Annotated in this window: 20 protein-coding genes, 1 riboswitch and 2 other annotated features; of the genes, 17 read left to right on the forward strand and 3 right to left on the reverse strand. The window is 36.1% G+C overall.

Annotated elements, in window-relative coordinates:
- Nucleotides 1-3: 3 nt before the first annotated feature.
- The 3 genes from coaBC to T513_RS0101970 form a co-directional block, all read right to left on the reverse strand.
- Complete coding sequence (gene coaBC / locus T513_RS0101960) at nt 4-1188, reverse strand: bifunctional phosphopantothenoylcysteine decarboxylase/phosphopantothenate--cysteine ligase CoaBC (protein WP_031588694.1); 1185 nt, start codon at nt 1186-1188, stop codon at nt 4-6.
- Between the two features lie 3 nt (nt 1189-1191).
- A complete protein-coding gene (locus tag T513_RS0101965) occupies nt 1192-1782 on the reverse strand; it encodes an ECF transporter S component (RefSeq protein WP_029070285.1) in 591 nt (196 codons plus the stop codon).
- A 153-nt stretch (nt 1783-1935) separates the two neighbouring features.
- Nucleotides 1936-2808 carry a MurR/RpiR family transcriptional regulator gene (locus tag T513_RS0101970; protein ID WP_031588695.1) on the reverse strand — a complete coding sequence of 291 codons (873 nt, stop codon included), beginning with the start codon at nt 2806-2808 and terminating at the stop codon, nt 1936-1938.
- A 156-nt stretch (nt 2809-2964) separates the two neighbouring features.
- Here T513_RS0101970 and T513_RS0101975 point away from each other — a divergent pair, with 156 nt between their 5' ends.
- The 17 genes from T513_RS0101975 to hisS all read left to right on the forward strand — a co-directional run bounded on the left by T513_RS0101975 (nt 2965) and on the right by hisS (nt 22829).
- Nucleotides 2965-4341, forward strand: a complete 1377-nt coding sequence (locus tag T513_RS0101975; protein WP_031588696.1) for a glycoside hydrolase family 1 protein — start codon at nt 2965-2967, stop codon at nt 4339-4341.
- Between the two features lie 79 nt (nt 4342-4420).
- Nucleotides 4421-6322, forward strand: a complete 1902-nt coding sequence (htpG, locus tag T513_RS0101980; protein ID WP_029070288.1) for a molecular chaperone HtpG — start codon at nt 4421-4423, stop codon at nt 6320-6322.
- A gap of 104 nt (nt 6323-6426) precedes the next feature.
- Nucleotides 6427-6591: riboswitch (Lysine riboswitch) on the forward strand.
- A 59-nt stretch (nt 6592-6650) separates the two neighbouring features.
- Nucleotides 6651-7469: a transporter substrate-binding domain-containing protein gene (locus tag T513_RS0101990; protein ID WP_031588697.1), complete on the forward strand. Its 819-nt coding sequence runs from the start codon at nt 6651-6653 to the stop codon at nt 7467-7469.
- 9 nt (nt 7470-7478) lie between these two features.
- A complete protein-coding gene (locus tag T513_RS0101995; RefSeq protein ID WP_029070290.1) occupies nt 7479-8207 on the forward strand; it encodes an amino acid ABC transporter permease in 729 nt (242 codons plus the stop codon).
- A gap of 8 nt (nt 8208-8215) precedes the next feature.
- Entirely contained in the window at nt 8216-8962 is a 747-nt protein-coding gene (locus T513_RS0102000) for an amino acid ABC transporter ATP-binding protein (RefSeq protein WP_035876460.1), read from the forward strand.
- A gap of 187 nt (nt 8963-9149) precedes the next feature.
- Nucleotides 9150-11648, forward strand: coding sequence for an EAL domain-containing protein (locus T513_RS11635; RefSeq protein WP_051654352.1), 2499 nt, complete (start codon nt 9150-9152; stop codon nt 11646-11648).
- A gap of 63 nt (nt 11649-11711) precedes the next feature.
- Nucleotides 11712-11963: a hypothetical protein gene (locus tag T513_RS0102010; protein ID WP_029070292.1), complete on the forward strand. Its 252-nt coding sequence runs from the start codon at nt 11712-11714 to the stop codon at nt 11961-11963.
- 41 nt (nt 11964-12004) lie between these two features.
- Nucleotides 12005-12207, forward strand: a binding site (T-box leader).
- A 123-nt stretch (nt 12208-12330) separates the two neighbouring features.
- Entirely contained in the window at nt 12331-13089 is a 759-nt protein-coding gene (locus T513_RS0102015) for a transporter substrate-binding domain-containing protein (protein WP_031588700.1), read from the forward strand.
- Nucleotides 13090-13092: 3 nt separating this feature from the next.
- Entirely contained in the window at nt 13093-13764 is a 672-nt protein-coding gene (locus T513_RS0102020) for an amino acid ABC transporter permease (RefSeq protein ID WP_029070294.1), read from the forward strand.
- 4 nt (nt 13765-13768) lie between these two features.
- On the forward strand, nt 13769-14494 hold the full coding sequence (locus T513_RS0102025) for an amino acid ABC transporter ATP-binding protein (protein ID WP_029070295.1): 726 nt from the start codon (nt 13769-13771) through the stop codon (nt 14492-14494).
- Nucleotides 14494-15600 carry an aminotransferase class I/II-fold pyridoxal phosphate-dependent enzyme gene (locus T513_RS0102030; protein WP_031588701.1) on the forward strand — a complete coding sequence of 369 codons (1107 nt, stop codon included), beginning with the start codon at nt 14494-14496 and terminating at the stop codon, nt 15598-15600. Before T513_RS0102025 ends, T513_RS0102030 begins: the two co-directional genes overlap by 1 nt.
- A gap of 90 nt (nt 15601-15690) precedes the next feature.
- On the forward strand, nt 15691-15978 hold the full coding sequence (locus T513_RS0102035) for a post-transcriptional regulator (RefSeq protein WP_029070297.1): 288 nt from the start codon (nt 15691-15693) through the stop codon (nt 15976-15978).
- 34 nt (nt 15979-16012) lie between these two features.
- On the forward strand, nt 16013-17638 hold the full coding sequence (gene recJ, locus T513_RS0102040; protein WP_029070298.1) for a single-stranded-DNA-specific exonuclease RecJ: 1626 nt from the start codon (nt 16013-16015) through the stop codon (nt 17636-17638).
- 66 nt (nt 17639-17704) lie between these two features.
- Entirely contained in the window at nt 17705-18223 is a 519-nt protein-coding gene (locus T513_RS0102045; protein ID WP_029070299.1) for an adenine phosphoribosyltransferase, read from the forward strand.
- Between the two features lie 52 nt (nt 18224-18275).
- Nucleotides 18276-20492 (forward strand): RelA/SpoT family protein, encoded by a 2217-nt coding sequence (locus T513_RS0102050; protein WP_029070300.1) that lies wholly within the window; start codon nt 18276-18278, stop codon nt 20490-20492.
- An 8-nt stretch (nt 20493-20500) separates the two neighbouring features.
- On the forward strand, nt 20501-21283 hold the full coding sequence (locus T513_RS0102055) for a hypothetical protein (RefSeq protein ID WP_031588702.1): 783 nt from the start codon (nt 20501-20503) through the stop codon (nt 21281-21283).
- A 60-nt stretch (nt 21284-21343) separates the two neighbouring features.
- Nucleotides 21344-21528 (forward strand) — a binding site (T-box leader).
- A gap of 35 nt (nt 21529-21563) precedes the next feature.
- Nucleotides 21564-22829 (forward strand): histidine--tRNA ligase, encoded by a 1266-nt coding sequence (gene hisS / locus T513_RS0102065; protein ID WP_029070302.1) that lies wholly within the window; start codon nt 21564-21566, stop codon nt 22827-22829.
- Nucleotide 22830 lies beyond the last annotated feature (1 nt).

The raw sequence follows: 22830 nt of genomic DNA on the forward strand, positions 1-22830 counted from the left end.
GTTTTAATCCTCCTTAAGTGACATCAGGCGATCAAGAATCACTAATCCCAGATCCTCTTTTGACATCATTGGTAAATCTTCAGTATTTTCTTTTGTAATAAGCGTAGCGACATTAGTGTCTGTCGCAAATCCAGCACCCTTGGTGCGTAAGGAATTAGCGACAATCATATCTGCATTCTTGCGAAGCAGTTTCTCTTTAGCGTGTGCAATCAGATCATTTGTCTCCATGGCAAAGCCGCAAATGATCTGCTGATTTGTGCGGTTAGCACAGAGGTAGGAAAGGATGTCGGGATTTTTGATAAATTCGACATGTAGACAATCGTCGTTCTTCTTGATCTTTTCTTTCGCGACATCTTGTGGACGATAGTCTCCGACTGCTGCTGACATGATAATATAATCTGCCTTTTTGCTTTCTTCTTTCATAAGTTCAAATAGATCATTGGCACTTATGAAAGGTTTCATTGTAACACCTGGAATATCCTTAAGGCTAACAGGGCCATGGGCTAATGTGACGTCAGCGCCAAGAAGGAAAGCAGCGCGGGCAATCGCATATCCCATTTTTCCTGTTGAATGATTTGAAATAAAACGTACTGGATCCATGGATTCTCTTGTTGGACCAGCACTGATGAGAACACGCTTGCCTTTAAGTGGATGAGAATGCAATGCGTATTCAATCATCAATTTGATGCTATTATAGTCTGCAAGTTTGCCTTTACCGACATCACCGCAGGCTAATAGACCTGTACCGGGTTCTATGAATAGAACACCATCATTTTTAAGTGTATCAATATTTCTTTGAGTTGCGTTGTTTTCGTACATATGTACGTTCATCGCAGGGGCGATTAGCTTTGGGCAAGTGGCAGCTAGAAATGCTGCTGTTAACATATTATCGGCAATGCCATAAGCTAATTTTGCCATCGTTGTAGCGGATGCAGGTACGACGATAAAGGCATCTGCATTCTTAACGATGTCAACGTGAGTGATTGTTCCAGGATCGTCATCAAATACGTCAATGTAGACTTTTCTTTTTGTTAATGCCTGAATAGACAAGGGTGTGACGAATTTGGCGGCAGAAGGTGTCATCAAGACATCAATTTCATAATTTTCTTTAGAAAGATCACTGATGAGCTGAACTGATTTAAACGCCGCAATTGATCCTGTAATTCCAATAATCAGTTTCTTTTTCATATTTTATCCTCGCTTTACTTTTAATAAGGCCTTGCTGACAGCTACTGCAATAACTGTACCAACGACTGCTTCAAGCAAGCTCTGTGTAGTCACGACAGTCATGAATGCTGGTAGTAAGGCAGAGAAACTTGTTCCCATAGCTTTTGCGTAAGCTACACCAAAGAAGACGTAGATTCCGCCTAAGACTAGGATTGTGTTAGTAAATGCACCAAAAAAAGAACTTACAGCCATTGCTGTGACATCATTCTTTTCTTTAAGAAGATTGTAGATTGTAGCAGCTACAAAACCAATCATCACTCTTGGGAAAATAGCGATTACTGCGCTTAAGATATTCCCACTGATAAATGGTGAAAAGACAAATGATACAACGGATGGATTCATTGTTGCTTTTAACATTGAAAATAATCCAAATACCAATCCAATGATACAGCCTTCCTTTCTACCAAGGACAATAGCTGCAATAATAACGGGAATATGCAAAGTAGTTGCATTTAATGGACCGATAGGAATGAATCCTAGGAATGGTACCATGACCATTAGGGCCTCGATCGCAATGAACAAGGCAAGATAAGTTAAGTTCTTTGTGTTTTTCATATTCAATTTTCCTCCACTGTTGCTCACAAAGGATGCAACGTTTCTATATATTTGCCTACTCCTATTTCTGTTGATGCTTAAGTAAGTCACCACATGATGAAATCCTCGTAGACAAATTTATTATAGATTAATTATAGAAAAAAGCAATAAATACTATTTTTCATTGATTGGAGAATAGAAAGGATGACGCAGATCTTCTTCATAATCATAATGCAATTTAAATGCCTTGTGTTCATTATAATTTAAACTAAAGAAACAGGCATAAAGCATCGTACAAATATATTGAATAGATAATAAAGAAGAAAAAGGAGCCATCTTATTAAAGATCTTCTCTTTAGAAGAAATATGAAGAATAAGATCACTGTAATGAGAAAGCTGATTATCCCCAAGGGATGTAATCGCAATGATTTTTGTCTTTTGTTTCTTCAGTGTTTTCGCAATCCTGATAATCTCATCTGTTTCTCCAGAATAGGAAATAATAATGGCCACATGTTTAGGATTGCTTACTCTTGCAAGAAAGCCCTGTTCACCAGCCATTGTACGAAAGTTGACCTGTTTGCCGATGCGCATCATATTATGCGCAAAAGATTGTGCCACCAACAGAGAGTTTCCTAGTCCATATAGATCAATGCTGTCTGCTTTATCTAATAGCTTTACGCATTGATTTAATGTCTTTTGATCAAGCAGGGCGGCACTATCATCGATGGTTTCTTTATGCAGTAAGGTAAGATTATTGATGATGGTATTAAAATCATCATCTTTATCAAAAGGAAAGTTGGGATCAATCTCTTTTGATGTATGAAGAGACAGCTCCTTGGCCAGAGTGATCTTTAGATCATTAAATCCTGATAAACCACATTTCTTGGCAAGTCTTACAATTGTAGCAGGGGAAGAATAAGTCTTTTTCGCAAAGGTGTGAATGGACATCTTTACGACCTCTTCACCATGTTCAAGAATATATTGAGCCAGGATATTCTCTGACTCAGTAAAATGCATTTTTAGTTCTAATTGTGTTAATAGATTCATTATGTTTCACCAATCACATTATATCATGAAATAATGTTTCATAAAAAGAACAATCATATGAAAAAGAATGAAACGATATTATAAAGGAGAGCGTTGCTATTTACTTTGATGAAAGCGTATGCATAAAATGAAGTGGACATAAGGAGGACAACTAAGATGAAACAATTACCTAAAGATTTTTATTGGGGAGGAAGTGTATCTTCTTTTCAAACTGAAGGTGCTTATGATGAAGGTGGAAAAGGGGTTTCCATCTATGATGTAAGACCAACACCAGAAGGACATGCTGATTGGAAAGTTGCTATTGATGCCTATCATCGCTACAGTGAAGATATTGCTTTAATGAAAGAAATGGGCTTTAACTTCTATCGTTTTTCAATCTGCTGGAGTCGTATTATTCCTAATGGGGATGATGAAGTCAATGAAGAAGGTGTTGCTTTCTATAATCGTCTTATTGATGAATTAATTGAAAATGGCATTACACCAATGATCACATTGGTACACTTTGATATGCCTTATCATCTTGTAAAAGAATATAACGGTTTTGCATCTAGAAAAGTTGTAGATCTATTTGAACGCTATGCACGAGTATGTATTTCTCGATTTGGTGATCGTGTGAAACATTGGATGAGCTTTAATGAACAGAATCTTCATGCTATGAATCTTCTTTATTCTAATGCTGAAGAGATTCCTGAAGGGGTATCAAAAGAAAAGCATCTCTATCAGGTGGCTCATAATGTTATGATTGCTCATTGTAAGATGGTCAAGGCTGTAAGAGAATTAGCACCTGATGCTAAGGTGGGAGGCATGACAACAATCATGGCTTTCTATCCAGCTACCATGACACCGCAGAACAATCTCTTTGTACAGGAAATGAACAATCTTGTGAATATGTGGACTGTGGATGTACAAGCTAATGGACGCTATCCTGAGTACTACAGTGCCTATTTAAAAGAACGTGGATGGTTCCCTCATTTTGAAGAAGGGGATGAAGAGCTTTTACAATATACAAGTGATTATTTAGCATTCTCATATTATCGTTCTAATGTATTGACAAGTGGAGAACTAGATCTAGAACATGACTATGCTTCACTTCTTGATAAGCATGTCATTAAAAACCCTCATCTTGAAGCGACTGAATGGGGTTGGGAAAAAGATGCAACTGGTTTACGTATTGTCATGAATGATATGTATGCTCGTTTCCATAAGCCATTATTTATCTTAGAAAATGGAATGGGTGCAAGAGAATCTATTGATGTCAATGAACAGGTACAAGATGATTATCGTATCAGCTATCATCGCAATCATATTCAGGCTATGAAAGATGCAATGCTTAAAGATGGAGTTGAATGTCTTGGCTATGTAACATGGGGACCAATAGATATTCCTTCTTCTTCATGTGAAATTGCTAAAAGATATGGCTTCGTCTACGTTAATAGAACTGATCAGGAACTGTTGGATTTAAGAAGAATTCCTAAGAAGTCTTTCTATTGGATCAAGAAGGTCTTTGAAAGCAACGGTGAGGATTTACAGTAGTTTTTAGCAGACTTCATTTGACAGTGCTAATTCTTTGGTGTAATATGTTTTTAGCAATTAAGAAAAGGAGTGCTAAAATATGAGTGAAAAGAAACAGTTTAAGACAGAATCAAAACGATTATTGGATTTAATGATCAATAGCATTTACACACATAAAGAAATTTTCTTAAGAGAATTGGTTTCCAATGCAAGTGATGCCAGCGATAAACTATATTACAAGGCTTTACAGGAAAATATTAACGGTATCTCAAGAGAAGATATGGATATTTTCTTATCAATAGATAAAGAGAAAAGAACAATTACCATTGAAGATCATGGTATTGGTATGGATCATGATGAACTAGAAGAACGTTTAGGTACAATCGCTAACTCTGGTTCAAATGAATTTAAGAATGCCCTTGAAAAAGGTGTAGATAATGTCGATATTATCGGACAGTTCGGGGTTGGCTTCTATTCTGCATTCATGGTTGCAGATAAAGTAGAAGTCTTCTCAAAAAAATATGGTGAAGACAAAGCGTACGCTTGGGTAAGTGATACAAGCGATGGCTATGAAATCTTTGAATCAGGTTTAGATCATCATGGAACTAAGATTGTTCTTCATTTAAAAGATAATACTGAAGAAGAAAACTATGATGAATATTTAAGCCAGTATGAAATTGAAAGATTAATCAAGAAATATTCTGACTATATCCACTATCCAATCAAGATGGAAATGACAGTTTCTAAAAAGAAAGAAGATAGTGATGAATATGAAGATGTTACTGAAGTAAAAGTATTGAACTCTCAGGTTCCACTTTGGAAACGTAATAAGAAAGATATTACTGAAGAAGAATACAATGATTTCTATAAATCAAAGTTTAATGATTTTACTGATCCTCAGCGTGTTATGCATAATAGAGTAGAAGGTAATATCACATATGATTCATTGTTATTTATTCCTTCACAAGTACCAATGAACTATTTCTCAAGTGAATATGAAAAGGGACTTCAGCTTTATTCAAGAGGTGTCTTCATTATGGATAAAGCAAAGGATCTTGTGCCAGAACATTTCCGTTTTGTAAGAGGTCTTGTTGATTCACAGGATTTAAATCTTAATATTTCAAGAGAAATGCTTCAGCATGACCGCAGCATGAAACTTATTGCGGATCGTATTGAAAAACGTATTCAAAGAGAACTAGAAGACATGCTTAAGAAAGATCGTGAAGAGTATGTGAAGTTCTGGAAGAACTTTGGTATGCAGATTAAGTTTGGTATCTATCATTCTTATGGCATGCTTAAAGATAAATTACAGGATTTATTGTTATTCTACAGTGCCAACAAGAAAGATTACATCACTCTTAATGAATATGTAGAAGCAATGAAAGAAGATCAGAAAGATATTTATTTTGCGAGTGGAGAAACTGTCGAAAAGATCGATATGTTGCCAGCTTGTGAAGCTGTTAAAGATAAAGGATTTGATATTCTTTACTTAACAGATAATGTTGATGAATTCTGTCTTCAAATGTTAAGAGATTATAAAGAAAAGACATTCAAGAATGTTACACAGGGTGATTTAAATCTTGAAAGTGAAGAAGAAAAGAAAGAACTTGAACAAAAGACAACTGATCATAAAGATCTACTTGATGCAATCAAGGAAGCATTAGGTGACAAGGTTGTTGAAGTAAGATTATCTTCACGTCTAAAATCACATCCAGTCTGCTTGACTTCAAGTGAAGGTGTATCATTTGAAATGGAAAAAGTGCTTAATGCTATGCCAGAAGCACAGGGACAAAATGTCAAGGCTGGAAGAATTCTTGAAATCAACCCAAATCATGATTTATTTAATGCCTTAGTAAATGTCAATGAGAAGAATGCGGATAAAGTCAAAGACTATGCCTCTCTTCTATTTGATGAAGCCATGTTAATTGAAGGCTTTACAATTGAAGATCCAGTAGGCTTCTCAAATAAGATTACAAGTTTAATGATTGAAGCTTCAAAATAATTGAGTACCCTCCAAGAGGGTACTTTTCATTTAAACAGTGATAAACAGGTAGACAATCCTTGACAAGGAGTAATATAGGAGTATAATTCAAACGTATAAAATGATAAAGAGATAGAGGCAGCGGTGCGTCAGAGTAGGACAGGGAGGAGACATCCGATGAAATGTCTAAAAGGTAATCATCGCCGAAAGAGCTTGGTGGTAATCAGGTCTCTTGGGGATCAAGGAAATACTTTGGTCACTCCTTCGCAAGAAGAGGCGTTATCTGCAGGTTGATATTGAGGCTATGCAATAATGCATAGCTTTTTTTCTTTGTCGGAAAGGATAGTTTATGAAGAAAGTTCTTATCATGTTAATGATGTCTACACTTATTTTAAGTGGATGTACGACAACAAGAAATACAGAAGACAATTTTATTGTAGGAATGGAAGCTGCTTATCAGCCGTTTAACTGGCAGGCTATTAAAAGAGGCAGTTCCGGTGTCTATTTAGATGGAGGAGCAGGAATTGCGGATGGCTATGATGTCGTTATTGCCAGCAAGATTGCTAAAAAGATTCACCGTAAGCTAGTCATCAAGAAAATCAGCTGGGAAGGTCTTCCTAGTGCACTTGAATCAGGAGAAATCGATGCGATTATCGCTGGAATGACAGCTAGTCCTGAACGTGAAAAAGGAATGGATTTTACAACACCTTATTATTCATCAGAAATGGTTATGATTGTTAGAAAGAACAGCAAGCAGGCGCACTATGATAGTGTTGATCAGTTTAAAGGATCAAAGGTGATGGGGCAGAAGAATACCAACTATGATACGATCATTGATCAGATCAAAGGGGTAAAGCATCAGACACCAAAAGCGACTTATCCTGAATTAGTTATGGCTTTAAGAACCGGTGATGCGGATGGTGTTACTGCTGAACTTCCGGTAGCTACAGGAATCTGTAAAGCCAATAAGGAATTAAGTATTGTAAAATTTAAACCAGGAAAAGGGTTTGATATTGATACAACAGTATCAATTGGATTAAAGAATAATTCAAGAAAAACGAAACTCTTTAAAGATGTACAGCGTGCATTAGATTCTATTTATCAAGAAGAAAGAGTAAAAATTATGGAAGAAGCGGTTAATCGTGCACCGCTTTATCAGGATCAGTAGGAGGATATTATGAGTATAGATTTTCATTTTGCTTGGCAGACTTTATTAGATGGCTGGCCATTATTTGCTTATGGTATAGCCATGACATTAGCATTTGCTTTTGTAGGAACAGCTTGTGGTTTAGTATTAGGATTAATTATTGGAGCTATTCATTCCATGGAAATTGATCCATTGGATTCTACTTTTAAGAAGATATTAAAAAAATGTGGACATGTCTTCACATCACTTTATGTATGGATCTTTAGAGGAACACCGATGATGGTACAGGCTGTCTTCCTTTATTATTTATTAAAGCCAATTCTTAATTGGGATGGATTGACTGCTGGGATGATCATTATTTCAATCAATACGGGTGCTTATATGGCAGAAATCATTAGAAGTGGTATTCAAGCTATTGATCCTGGTCAAAGTGAAGGAGCGAAAGCTTTAGGGATGACCAATGCGCAGACTTTGTTTTCAATCATTTTCCCTCAGGCTATTAAGAACAGTTTCCCTTCAATTGGTAATCAGCTTATTGTTAATATCAAAGATAGCTGTATGTTAAATGCGATTGCGGTTACTGAATTGTATTTCCAGGCAACTAGTATTGCAGGAAGTACGATGAAATATACTGAAATCTATATGCTAGTGGCCATTATGTACTTGATTCTTACATCATTGGCAACAGCTATTCTTCATTTTATTGAAAAGAAAATCACTCATACCAATCAGGTGAGTGTTATGGATAATTGTGCATAGGAGGTAGGATGATGGAACATGTTATTGAAATTCAGCATTTAAAAAAATCATATGGCAACTTGGATGTTCTACATGATGTTAATCTTTCTATTGATGAAGGACAGGTAATGACTATTATTGGATCATCAGGAAGTGGGAAATCTACTTTGTTAAGATGTATCAACCTTCTAGAGATTCCAACAGGAGGAACAATTGCTTATCGTGGAAAGAAGATTCTTGATGGAAATATGAACATCAATAGTTATCGTTCTAAGGTAGGCATGGTATTCCAGTCATTTAACTTGTTTGCCAATAAGACCGTTTTAGAAAACTGTATGATTGCTCAGATTAAGGTATTAAAGAGAAATAAGGAAGAAGCAAGACAGATTGCCTTAAAGCATCTTTCAGCAGTAGGCATGGAAAAGTTTGCTCAGGCATCGGTCACTACGCTTTCAGGTGGACAAAAACAGCGTGTTGCAATTGCGAGAAGTTTATGTATGGATCCTGATGTTCTATTATTTGATGAACCAACATCAGCACTTGATCCAGAAATGGTAGGAGATGTATTGGAAGTCATGAATTCCCTTGCTAAAGAAGGATTGACTATGGTTGTCGTTACTCACGAAATGCAGTTCGCTAAAGAGGTCAGCGATGTCGTATGCTTTATGGACAAAGGATACGTCTGTGAAATTGGAACATCGGATCAGATTTTCAATCATCCTAAAGAAGAGCGTACAAAACAGTTCTTAAGTCGTTATATGAATGATGCAAGCTAAAAAGGCTTGCGTTTTTCTTTCGTTTTTCCATTTGTTTTGATAGAATGCTCGAGTGTTAAAAATATAGATATATAAAATACCTTTGATATAAATATGACGAATTTATTACAAAAATAGAAAAAATTGTTTATACTTTGACATATTTTTGACATTATAAATGTAGAATGGATTTATAGGAGGAAAGCTTATGGAGCATGTTATAGGTAAATATGGCGATTTAAAAGAAGCGTTACATCAATATGATATAAAAGAACTTTTAAAAAACTCTTTATTTTTTAAAGTTGATTTCACTCAGGATTATTACGAAGAAATCTTTCGTGGAAATGCCTGTGCTTATATAGAAGAAGGATGTAAAGGGTCTTTTTATGAGGCTGTTAAGTTTCTTGAAAATAACGTTTCTAAAAATAAAGATGAACTGATGAGTCTATTGAATAATCCTAGTGATAATGTGCATAAAGAATTAGATATTGAGCTTTCTATCCAGAATAAGAAGCATATGCTTCATATTATCTCTATTGTAAGAAAGCATTATGGCTATTTCTTTATATATGATACAAAAGATCATCATACTATTGATTTAAGAAAATATGATCTTCTTACTGGCTTATATCATCGTTTCTATTATGAAACACTTATCAATAAGCAAGAAGAAGGAACAATGATTGTCTTTGATATCGACCATTTCCGTTTGATCAATACACGCTTTGGTTTAAAAATGGGAGATGAGGTCCTTGTTGATCTGGCTAATAAGCTTAAAAAGCAGTTTACAGATGGGCTGATCTGTCGTCATTCTGCCGATGAGTTTCTGGTCTTTATTAAAGAGACAAACAAAGAAATAATTGAAGAAAAGATCGGTTTTATTATTGATGTTGTACAAGAATATAAAGATGTCTACTATCGTATGACAGCAGGCTATGCTTTATTAAAAGCAGGGGATGATTTCCAGTCCCTTTATAGAAGAGCAACTGATGAGAAAGAAAAGAACAAGAAGACAAGTGATGCCTTCAAGTTAACTGAAACAATAAATAAATTTGATTTAAAAGATATCGCTGATGGTCTTCCAGGTGCATTGCTTGTCTATAAGGCAACAGGTAGAGAAGAGATTCTATTTGCCAATAAAGAACTGTTGGATATCTTTGAATGTCAGTCATTTAAAGAACTGATGGATTACACGCATGGATCATTTAAGAATCTTGTCTACGAGGATGATATTGAAGAAGTGGAACGTTTTATCTGGAAACAGGTCAATTCTAATGAGAACAGATTTGATTATGTACGATATCGTATTATGACAAAATCAGGTAAGATCAAGAATGTTGAGGACTTTGGAAAGCTTTCTCATAATACAACATATGGTGATGTCTTCTATGTTTTCATCCATGATCTTTCTAAGAAAAGAGATATGTTAAGTGTTATTGGAAAACATGATTATTATGATGTGGATGAAGAAGGCATTGATCGTCTTACGCATTTAAGAAATTATGATTATTATCGTAATAATGCTTTGGATTTTTATGATACATTGCTTTCTCATAATGTTAATGGTGCTTTTATTTATTTGGATATTGTCAACTTTAAGCTATACAATGAAAAATTTGGTTTTATTGGTGGAGATGCATTGCTTAGAAGATTTGGTAGAATGATGGAAGAGATCTTTAAAGAGAGTCTTATTGCTCGTATTTCTGAAGATCATTTCATCGTCCTGACTGATGAAAGCTTAGCGCATGAACGCATTAAGACGTTACATGAACGTATTCAAAATCTTCAGCATAGTGTTTATCTTGATATTAAGGCAGGTATCTTTGTACCAGAAGTTGAACGTGTAAGTGATGCGGCACATGCCTGTGATCAGGCGAAATTGGCTTATGATCAGATTAAACATAATTATCAGGAATATGAATGTTATTATTCTTCTCGTTTAAAAGATCATTATCATAAGAAGAAGTACATTGTCAGTCATTTTAAGGAAGCATTGAACAAAGGCTATATTAAGACATACTTACAGCCAGTGGTGAATGCAAAGAATAGGGAACTGTTTGGCTTTGAAGCTCTTTCTAGATGGTTTGATCCTAAATATGGTATGATTCCTACTGAAACATTTGTAGGTGTATTGGAAGATGCGCATTTAGTCTATGAACTAGATCTTCATACATTAGAGGAAGTCTGTCAGATTATTTCTAAAAGAAAATCCAACGGTGGGAAGATTTATCCTATTTCTGTCAATCTTTCTCGTATCGACTTTGAAAACTTTGATCTCATTACGCATGTTGTTGATATTTTAGATCGATATCAGGTTGATAAATCAAGCATTCATGTTGAAGTGACAGAAAGCATTGCCTTTAACCGTAATGATTTCCTTAAACGTCAGGTCGATCTCTTTAGATTCCATAACTTGGAAGTATGGATGGATGACTTTGGCAGCGGTTATTCTTCATTGAATGCTCTGCAGGAATTTGATTTCAATGTCATTAAGATGGATATGGACTTCATGAAGAATTTCTCAATCAACAGCAAATCACAGATGATTGTTGAAACAATCATGACCATGGCTCATAGGATGGGACTTAAGACACTAGCTGAAGGTGTAGAAACAGAAGAACAGCTGAAATTCCTTCAGAATTGTGGCTGTGATCTATGTCAAGGTTATCTTTTTGGTAAGCCTGAACCTTGGGATAAATATATTTAATATAAGAAAAAGTTCTCGTTTTTTCAGACAGTATGATAGAATGGTAGTAATAGGAGTGATCATATGAAACTAATTCAAGAAATACTGTGTGTCATCGGGGGCTTTTTCTTTATTTATTTAGGAACAGTCTTCATTAGAGCACAAGATGATGTTCGTGCATTAAAAAAAGAATTACAGACAAGTCGTATGCAGTCAATCAAGAAGGTGCAGCAGCAAGTTGATGATGCCTATGCATCATTGCAGGATCTTAATCAACCCATTGCTCTTACCCATAAGTTTGCTTCTAAATTGAATTCATTCTTTAAAAAACGTTGACTTCACTTTTTGTTTATGTATACTAATATGTAATATCATTTATAAACTCGTAGACGAAGAGAGTAGTCAATAGCGATGTCTAAGCGAATCAGTGAGGGTGTGAGACTGATACAGAACTTTTGATGAAGCGTACTTTTGAGAGGTTCATCTGAATGAAGTAGGATGAAAGGTGTTCCGCCTTAAGGAATGAGTGGATATTGTAAAATATCAAGAAGAGTGGTACCGCGTTAATGACGTCTCTTGCATATGCAGGAGACGTTTTTTGTTTATAAATGTGAAAGGGGATATTTAATGATAAAAATGGGGATGAACCGGCGTTAAGAGTCGAATGAATAGATTTTATAAATAAGGAAAGAAGGTAAAGATTATGAAAAAGGTATTAAGTTTAGCATTAAGCATGCTAGTAGCATTCGCACTTGTAGGATGCTCATCACAGAGTAATGGAAAGAAAGAATTATTGATTGGAGTTTCTCCAGATTATCCTCCATATGAATCTTTAAATACAAAGAATGAAATGGAAGGCTTTGATATTGATATGACAAAAGAGCTTATCAAGATTATGAACAAGAATGGTGGAAATTATACTTATAAATGGAAACAGATGAGTTTCGATACATTAAGAGGTGCTGTTCAGTCTAATCAGATTGATTTAGCTATCTCAGGTTTTACTAAACATAAAGAATGGGATGTTCTTTGGTCAAATAAGTACAACAACTCTAAACAGGTTGCTTTAGTTAAAGCAGGTTCTTCTATCAAGAAAAATAGTGATTTAAATGGCAAGAAGATCGGTGCTCAGCTTGCTGCTACTGGTGAAAGTGTTGCTAATGATATTAAGAAGAAAGCTCCTTCTACTACAGTTAAGACATCTAAGGATGCTAAAGTGCTTGTAGAAATGATTAAATCAAATGGATTGGATGCTGTTATTCTTGATGAAGCAGTGGCTAAGAACTATGTAAAGAACAATAAAACATTAGAAATGGTTAATGATGAAGCGTTATTAGTTGAAGAAAACTTAATTATCGCAAACAAGAACTCAAAAGATTTAATCAAAGAAGTCAACAAAGCTGTAGATGAATTTGTTAAATCTAAGAAATATACTGAATTAAAAAGTAAATGGGGTTGCTAAAACATGAATGCATTCATTGAATTCTTAACATTAGATAACTTGACCTACATGCTATTTGGGCTTGTATGGTCAGTTATATATGGTGTCATCGTTGTTCTCGTTGGTACTATTTTAGGTATCATTGGGGCAGCACTTAAAATTTCTAAACATAAAGTGTTACAGAGCATTGGGGGATTATATACTACAGTATTTATTGGAACACCAATGATGCTACAGATTCTCTTCTTTGCAGTAGCTTTACCACAGGCCTTGTCTTTTACAGGGATGCGTTTTGAACCAACAACACTTGGTGTTGTGGCAATGTGTCTTAACGCTGGTGCCTACCAGACAGAATTGATTCGTTCTGGGATCTTAGGTGTCGATAAGGGACAGTGGGAAGCGACAGAAACTTTAGGATTATCTTATTTTCAGGCAATGAGATATGTTATTCTTCCACAGGCCTTTAAGAGAATTATTCCTCCTTTGATTAGTGAATTTATGACATTAATCAAGGATTCTTCTCTACTTTATAACATTGGTGCCATTGAATTGACAGCTTCAGCTAGTGTCCTTGGCTCAAGATCAGCAGGTATCATGATTCCATATCTTGATGCTGGTATTATGTATATTGTCATTTATCTTATCTTATCAAGAGTAGAAAAGATGGCAGAAAGGAGATTAGCAGTAAGTGACTAATTCAATGATAAAGGTCGATCATATTACCAAAACATTCAATGGCTTTACAGCTGTAAATGATGCGTCCTTAGAAATAGAAAAAGGTGAAATTGTCTGTCTGATTGGTCCTTCGGGATCGGGCAAGAGTACCCTTATCAGATGTATTAATGGACTAGAACATCCTGAAACAGGAAAGGTCTATATTGATGGAGAAGAGCTTGATCCTAAATCAGGCAACTTCGCACAGATCAGAAGAAAGATGGGATTTGTATTCCAGCATTTCAATTTGTTTCCTAATATGACAGTATTAGAAAACTTGACATTAGCACCAGTGAAGGTGTTAGGCAAGAGCCAGCAGGAAGCTGAAGATGTGGCTATGAAATATCTTCAGGTCGTTGGTCTTGTAGAAAAGAAGGATGAATATCCTAATAAATTATCAGGTGGACAAAAACAGCGTGTCGCTATTGCGAGAGCACTTTGTCTTGAACCTGAAATGATGTTATTTGATGAACCGACATCTGCACTTGATCCAGAAATGGTATTGGATGTATTGAATGTCATGAAAGAATTAGCAAACGAAGGCATGACGATGATCGTCGTTACTCATGAAATGGGATTTGCGAAAACTGTTGCCAACAGGGTAGTATTCTTAGAAGATGGTAAAATCGTCGAAGATACTGATGCAAAAACATTCTATGAAAATCCAGAAAGTGATCGTGCCAAGGATTTCTTATCTAAGGTCATGTATTAATGGAACTCAAAGAATTCAGTGTTGAAACATGGATGACAGACCATGAGCAAGACTGCAAATTTAACTTAGCGGATACCTGTGTATCCGCTTTGACCATAAATGAGCTTGCCAAGCTTATAGATGTAGATCTACTTTCAAAGATTGGACAAGTATGCCTCGATTATGGACCTATTACAGGTTCTTCTCGTCTTAAACAAGCTATTCTTTCATTATATAAAAATGGCGATGAAGACAATATCGCCATTACCCATGGTGCCATCAATGCCAATCAGCATGTGATGGATACCATTCTTTCTCCCGGGGATCATGTGATCGCCATGACTCCATCCTATGAGCAGTTCTACACTTATCCTGCTTCATTGGGATGCAGCTATACGCTTATTTCCTTGAAAGAAGAAAACCAGTGGAAACCAACCATCGATGATTTCAAGGATGCAATAAAAAAAGAAACAAAGATGATCATTCTCAATAGTCCCAATAATCCTACCGGTACAGTCATAGACGAAGCGCTGATGTCATCACTGATTGATTTAGCAAGAGTGCATGATTGTTATATTATGGTAGATGAAATCTACAAGGGATTATCAGAGAAGACACCAACAAGTGTCTGTGATCTTTATGAAAAAGGGATAGTCACTAACGGACTTTCCAAAATATTTGGTTTTGCAGGTCTTAGACTTGGCTGGGTGAAAGCCAATAAGGAACTGATCAAGAAGATCAATTTTAGAAGAGACTATACAATTATTTCTTCAGGTGCCTTCAGTGATATGATGTCCACTGAGATTCTTGAACATACTTCACCAATATTAAAGAGAAGTCGAGACATTGTTAAAATCAATAAGCAGATTCTTTCTTCTTGGCTAGAAAAAGAAAATCTTGTCACATGTGTTATTCCAGAAGATGGAACAGTATGCTTCCTGCATTATCATCTACCAGTTGATTCAAAGACGCTCTGTAAAGATCTTCAGGAAAAGACCGGGGTATTCTTTGTACCGGGAAGCTGTTTTGATAAAGAGTATCATCTGCGTTTTGGCTTTACGCAGGATCCTCATATTATTGAAGAAGGTCTTGCTTTATTAAGCAGTTATCTCCATGCATTCCAATAGGAATGCATTTTTTTCTTTTTTTAAATAATATATCTTTTCATAGTAAAAATTATCATATATAATAATATGTTGTTAAAGGATGTGAAACGGATGAGAATCAATACAAAGAAGGCTTGGCCTTATGAAATTAATTTCATTGTACATACGAAAGCCTTCGAGTTTGAAAATGAAGGGATTCAAAGAGTCAACGCTGATGATATCAAATCATTCCTTTTAGAGGTTAAGTGGAAAAACAGAACATTTATTGAGTACTGTGACGCTGTTGACGACATCATGTCTCTACAGTTCTCTGACGTATTCGATTTCTTAAGAGCGAAAGTTATTGTGGATGCTCGCAATAAGGATTTAAGTGATTTTAATGATCTAATTTTCAAATAACTGCTTGGGCAGTTATTTTTTATTGAGGTGAGCTATGAAATATACGATTGAAGCATTAACGAAAACTGAAGATATCATGAGAGATTATAAGGTCAATTCATTATTGGCTAAGGTGCTTGAAAGCAAGAATATGGATTTAGAGGATTATCATGCTTTAATTAATCCGAAGCTGACTTATCATGACTTCTCTCTTTTCTCTGAAGGAGAAATGGCAGTGGAACGTATTAGAGAAGCGATTGATCAGCATGAGAAGATCTGTATCTACGGTGATTATGATTGTGATGGCATATTGGCAACTGCAATTATGGTACAGGCTTTTCATGAGTTGAATGTCAAGGTAGGATACCATATTCCTAATCGTTTTGAAGATGGCTATGGCTTAAATGTCAGACGTGTAGAACAGATGGCAGATAAGGGATATAGTCTTATCATTACGGTAGATAATGGCATTAAATCTTTTGATGCAGTAGAAGCGGCTAATAATAGAGGAGTAGATGTCATCATAACGGACCATCATACTTTTGATGAGGATGACTATCCTGATGCTATGAGTATTGTGCATACAAAACTCTCGCAGGATTATCCATTCAAGGAAATCTGTGGTGGCTTTGTAGCCTATAAGCTTGCAGCTACATTGCTTGGTCATCATGATCCTTATTTATATTCGTTGGCTGCATTGACAACAGTTTCTGATATGATGCCTTTACTAGATGAAAATCGCTCACTTGTAAAAAGAGGACTTTCTTTTATGGAAGCCCATCATTATCCTCAGCTGGATCTGCTTTTAGGTAATCAGAAGTATTCAGCAACATCATTAGGATTTAGTGTAGCGCCCAAGATCAATGCTTTTGGTCGATTGCCAGAGATGGTGAATCCTAATAATCTTGTTAAGTATTTTCAAAAACAGGTTGACCCGATGTTCTTAGAGGCAGTGGCCAAGAATGCAGGGACAATCAATTCAAAAAGACAATCACTTACTAATAAGTACTATGAAGAAGCTTTACAGGTTCCTCATGATGATTTCCTTTATTATAGTTCAAGCAACATCCACGAAGGTGTCGTTGGTCTTGTCGCAGGAAAATATGCAAGAGACTACAATCGTCCTTCATTTGTCATGAATTATGATGAAAAGACAGGTATCCATAAAGGAAGCGCACGAGGTGTGGAAGGCTTTAATCTCTATGAGTTCTTTACAGCTCATAGCGATTTATTGAAACAATATGGCGGTCATGCGATGGCTGGCGGCTTTAGTGTTGATGAAGATCATTTTGACTTATTGAAACAAGCGATAGAAGAAGAAATCGTCGGACGCAGTTTTGAAGCAAGTCAGGAAGTAATCCCTTTAACAAATGAAGATTTAACAATCGACAACGTTGAATCACTGGATGCTTTAGAGCCTTTTGGTCAGGGCAATGAAGCACCGAAGTTTATTTTGAAAGATGTTTTATTTGATGATATTAGACAGTTATCTTCAGGTAAACATTTACGATTAGATAAACATCTTTCAGGATGTGATCTTGCTTGCCTTTACTTTTCACAAGGTGAGCGCTATGAAGAACTTAAGCGAAAAGGACCTATTACATGTGTAGGGAGCTTAAGTATCAATGAGTATAGAGGTAAAAAAAGTATCAATTTTATCATTGATGACATTCTCATGTAAGCATGATAATACTTCTCATGATAGATAAAGTTTGATATAATGTGCAGTGTACAGGAGGAACGTTTTATGGATTTAGAAAAATATATAGCTGCTATCCCTGGATTCCCAAAGGAAGGTATTATTTTTAGGGATATTACACCAATGTTACAGGATCCTGAAGCATTCAAGGAAACAATCAATGTGATTGTCAATTATGCAAAGGATAAGAATGTAGATGTTGTTGTTGGACCAGAAGCAAGAGGATTCTTCTTCGGTTGTCCTGCGGCTATAGCTTTAGGAGCAGGTTTTGTACCTGTGAGAAAGCCAGGAAAATTACCTAGAGAAACAATCAGCAAAAAATATGATTTGGAATATGGATCAAATGAAATCCATATGCACAAGGATTCAATTAAAAAAGGACAGAGAGTTTTAATCGTTGATGACTTACTTGCAACAGGTGGAACGATCGAAGCAACAATTGAACTTATCGAACAGATGGGTGGTATCGTTGCTGGTATTGCATTTGTTGTAGAATTAAAAGACTTAAATGCAGCAGAACATTTAAGAGCAAAAGGTTACGATGTGTTCTCTATTGTAACTTACTAATAAAAAGAGACGATTGTCTCTTTTTTCATAAGAAGAAGGAGGTTGGCTAGTTATGGAAATAAAAGGTGCAAAAGATCAGGTGACATTTGAGGATGTTAAAGCGCTCGCTTCTACATATATCACAAATCCTGAGTCGTTGGCTCTCATTCAGAAGGCCTATGACTACATTATGGTCATGCATGATGGACAAAAAAGACGTTCTGGGGAACCATATACTATCCATCTCATCTGGGTTGCATACATCTTATGTACACTACAGACTGGTCCAGTCACAATAGCTGCTGGGCTATTGCATGATGTCATGGAAGATTGTGACGTTCCTCGTGAAGAAATGATTGAACGTTTTGGAGAAGAAATTACAACGCTTGTAGAAGGGGTTACCAAGATCAATAAGATGCCATACATGGATGAATCCGAAATCTATGCGGAAAATCATCGTAAGATCTATATCGCTATGGCCAAGGATATCCGTGTCATCCTTATTAAATTGGCGGATCGTCTCCATAATATGCGTACATTAGAGTTTATGCCGCCAGAAAAGCAGCAGCGTATTTCAAGAGAAACAATGGAAGTCTATGCGCCAATTGCGCATCGACTAGGGATCAATGACATTCGTGTCGAACTAGAAGATTTATGTCTCTACTATCTTGATCCAACAGCTTATCATGAAATAGTTGAACTGCTTGAACAAAAGAAAAGCGAAAGAAAAGAACATGTCGATATGATGATGAAAGAAGTCAAGGCTTTACTTGATGAACATCATGTCTCATATCGTATGAAAGGTCGAGCTAAGCATATTTATTCCATCTACAAGAAGATGGTCATCAAACATAAACGCTTTGATGAATTATATGACCTCAATGCTTTACGTATTATCCTAGATGACCATGTCAATTGTTATGAAGTACTAGGATTGATCCATGAAAGATATCGTCCACTTCCAGGAAGATTCAAGGATTATATTGCCATGCCAAAGCCAAATATGTATCAGTCGCTTCATACGGCTGTCATTGGAGCGGGCGGACAAATCTTTGAAATCCAGATTCGTACGGAATCAATGGATCAGCTTGCTGAGCGTGGGGTTGCTAGCCATTGGCGCTACAAGGAAGGCAAGAACTATTCGGCAAGCAGAGAACAGAAAGAAATTGGTGAAAAGCTGCAGTGGCTTAGTGATTTTATTGCCTTGAGTGATGAAATCAAAGATGAAAAGGCACAGGAGTATTATGATACTTTAAAGAGAGATATCTTTGAAGCCAATGTCTACGTGTTAACACCACAAGGAAAGATTATTGAACTTCCTAATGGTTCTACACCAATAGATTTTGCTTATCGTATTCATACTGAAGTAGGCCATCATGCGGTTGGTGCACTTGTCAATAATGTCATGGTACCAATTGATACTAAGCTAAAGACAGGAAACATCTGTGAAATCAAGACCAATAAGAACTCTGGTCCAAGTGAAGACTGGCTGAAGTTTGTCAGAACAGCGAGTGCACGTAATAAGATCAGATCTTATATCATGAAAAGAGATGCTGAAACGAAGAAGGAAATCATCGAAGAAGGTAGACGTCTTCTTAAAGAAGAAATCAAGCTTCGTGATTTAGATGAAAAGATCTTCATGGCACCAGATACCTATAAGAATTATTTAGGGTCATTTGGCGCAAGAAATTTTGAAGATCTGCTTATCATCTTAGGAAAGCGTCAGGCAGCGCCAGCAACGCTTCTTGAAAAAGTTCAGCCGACAAAGAAAAGCTTCTTTGATAACTTATCTAAGATGCTTAAGAAGAATCAGAATACGGCTATCATGAACAAGAAGAATGAGAAGTCCATTGGTATCAATATAAGCAATATTACAGGATTAAAGATGCAGATCAGTAAATGCTGCTCACCAATTCCAGGTGATTCCATTGTGGGATTTGTCTCAAAAGGACAGGGGATCAAGGTTCATCGCAGTGATTGTCCAAACGTTCAGAATGTCGATAAAGGACGTCTTATTGATGTCTATTGGGATTATACAAACCTTGAAAATAAGAAATATAATGTCGATCTAGAAATCGTTGGCTTAGATCGTCCTAATCTTCTTAGTGATGTTGTTACCTGTTTAGGCCAGGTCAATGTTAATATCATGAATATCAATGCTGGCATCAAAGATCTAGATGCTAATATCAGATTAACTCTCGCTGTAGAAAATGCTGAAATCTTACAGATTACAATCGATAATCTTAAAAAGATTCAAGGTGTTGCGACAATCAAGCGAGTTATACATTAGGAGGATCTATGAAGAAAAAAATTATTACTCTTATATCAATAATAGCTGTCGTTGCCCTGATTGTGGCAGGTGGTCTTTATGCTAAAGATAAGTTTTTCAGTAAACCTTATGATGAATGTTTTGAGCTTATTCATAAGATTGAAAAACAATATGATAGTCAGGGAAACATCTATGCCAATCTTGATAAGGCTGTAAAGAAGTATGCACCTGAGGCTAAGGTAGCAGTGGAAGAAGAACGCTTTGTAAAATATGAAAACGTATGTAAAAATGGTGGGTCAGTTTTCTTCTACTTTAATGGAGATCAAGTAGTAGGCACTTGCACGAAGCATCAAAGTAAACATTTTAAATATAGTTCTAGAGCTTATAAAGTTTATCATGATGCTCTTCATGTGGCTTCTACATTAAAAGATGGTGTCGTATTAAATAATGAATCACTTCAGGAAGCGACATTCTATTATGAAAATGGGTTATCACATATGTCTTATCCAAAGATGAAAATCAATGGACAAGAGTATTCTATTGTTCCTTATTATGATGAAGGAACACATCTGATCAGTGTTCTTGGCGTAAAGAACTTTAAGCCATTTGAAAATGATGGACAGACTTTAAAATATGTGACAGATGGTGATGCCTACTATGATTATGATCATCAGGAATGGTATATCACTTCTAGCAATATTTCTATTAATCTTGAAGGAAAGACAAGAGCTTCTATCCTTCAGGAATTGTCACAGTATTCAAAGGTTAAGGTGAAGGCTGAAGACAATATTGATCTATCTGTCAAAGACTAGCTATTTGAAAATTCGTTTGTCTTTTAATTGCAATTTACAATATCTTGCATTATAATTTTGACAGATTCTATGAAGAAGATTAAATAGTGGAATTTTTACAGAGACGTCGTGGCAGGTGGAAACGATGAAAAAGAAGCTATGGGACACTTTGGAGAATGCGAATGCACGTGATCTCGCGTTAAGAGAAAAAGCGCATGGAAACATGAACTAAGGTGGTACCGCGTTACTAACATGACGTCCTTAGAATAAGGACGTCTTTTTATTTTGAAAGGAGACTTGTATGAAATATAGTGCACCAAGAGGAACAGTGGATATTCTTCCTGACGCATCAGGAAAATGGGAAAAGCTTGAAAGAATCTTAAGAACGATTGCTTCAAACTACCATGTAAAAGAAATGAGAACACCAATCTTTGAACATACTGAACTGTTCAATAGAGCGGTTGGTGATACAACTGATGTTGTGACAAAAGAAATGTATACATTTGAAGATAAAAAAGGACGTTCTATTACATTAAGACCAGAAGGAACAGCTGGCATTGCAAGAGCTTATGTAGAAAACAAGATGTACGCTTTACCAGAAAAGCTTACAAAAGTATTTTATATGGGACCAATGTTCAGATATGAACGCCCACAGAGCGGTAGACAGAGACAGTTCCATCAGTTTGGAGTAGAAATGCTTGGCGTAGAATCTCCATATGTTGATGTGGAATGTATGATGATGGCTATTACAGTCGTTAAAGCATTAGGTCTAGAAAATGTAACACTTCATATCAACTCACTTGGAGATGAAGAATCAAGAGATGCTTACAGAAAAGCACTTCAGGATCATTTTAGACCAGTATTATCTGACTTATGTGAAGACTGCAACGCTCGTTTTGAAAAGAACCCATTACGTATCTTAGACTGCAAGGTCGATGCTAAGCATGAAGCTATGAAGACTGCACCTAAGACAATTGATTATCTTTCAGAAAGTGCTAAAGCACATTTCGATAAGGTCTGTGCTTTACTTGACGATCTAGAAGTTGACTATGTCATCGATACAAACCTTGTAAGAGGATTGGATTATTATTCTCATACAGTCTTTGAAATCATTTCAGATGATCCAAAGCTAGGCGCTGGCGCAACTGTTGGTGGCGGAGGGCGCTACAACGGATTAGTTGAAGAAATCGGCGGTCCAGCTACACCAGGTGTTGGTTTTGCATTTGGTCTTGAAAGATTGATGATTGCCTTAAATGACAATGAAGACGATGACGAGGGTATTGATGCATATATCATGCCACTTGGAGAAGAAGCAAGAGATTTAGGTATGCAGATCAGTGCAGTGCTTAGAGCTAATGGATTTAGTGTTGACATGGATTATGCGGGAAGAGGATTTAAAGGACAGTTCAAGTCTGCTGACCGTTTTAAAGCTACTTACTCACTTCTTTTAGGAGAAGATGAAGTAAAAGGTGAATATGTCAATATCAGAGACAATAAGACAAAGGAACAGGAACAGGTTCCTTTTGAAGATATCGTATCGTATTTAGAGAAAGGTTTAGGTTTATAGA

The sequence above is a fragment of the Kandleria vitulina DSM 20405 genome, from assembly GCF_000702065.1.
GTDB classification, from domain to species: domain Bacteria; phylum Bacillota_I; class Bacilli_A; order Erysipelotrichales; family Coprobacillaceae; genus Kandleria; species Kandleria vitulina.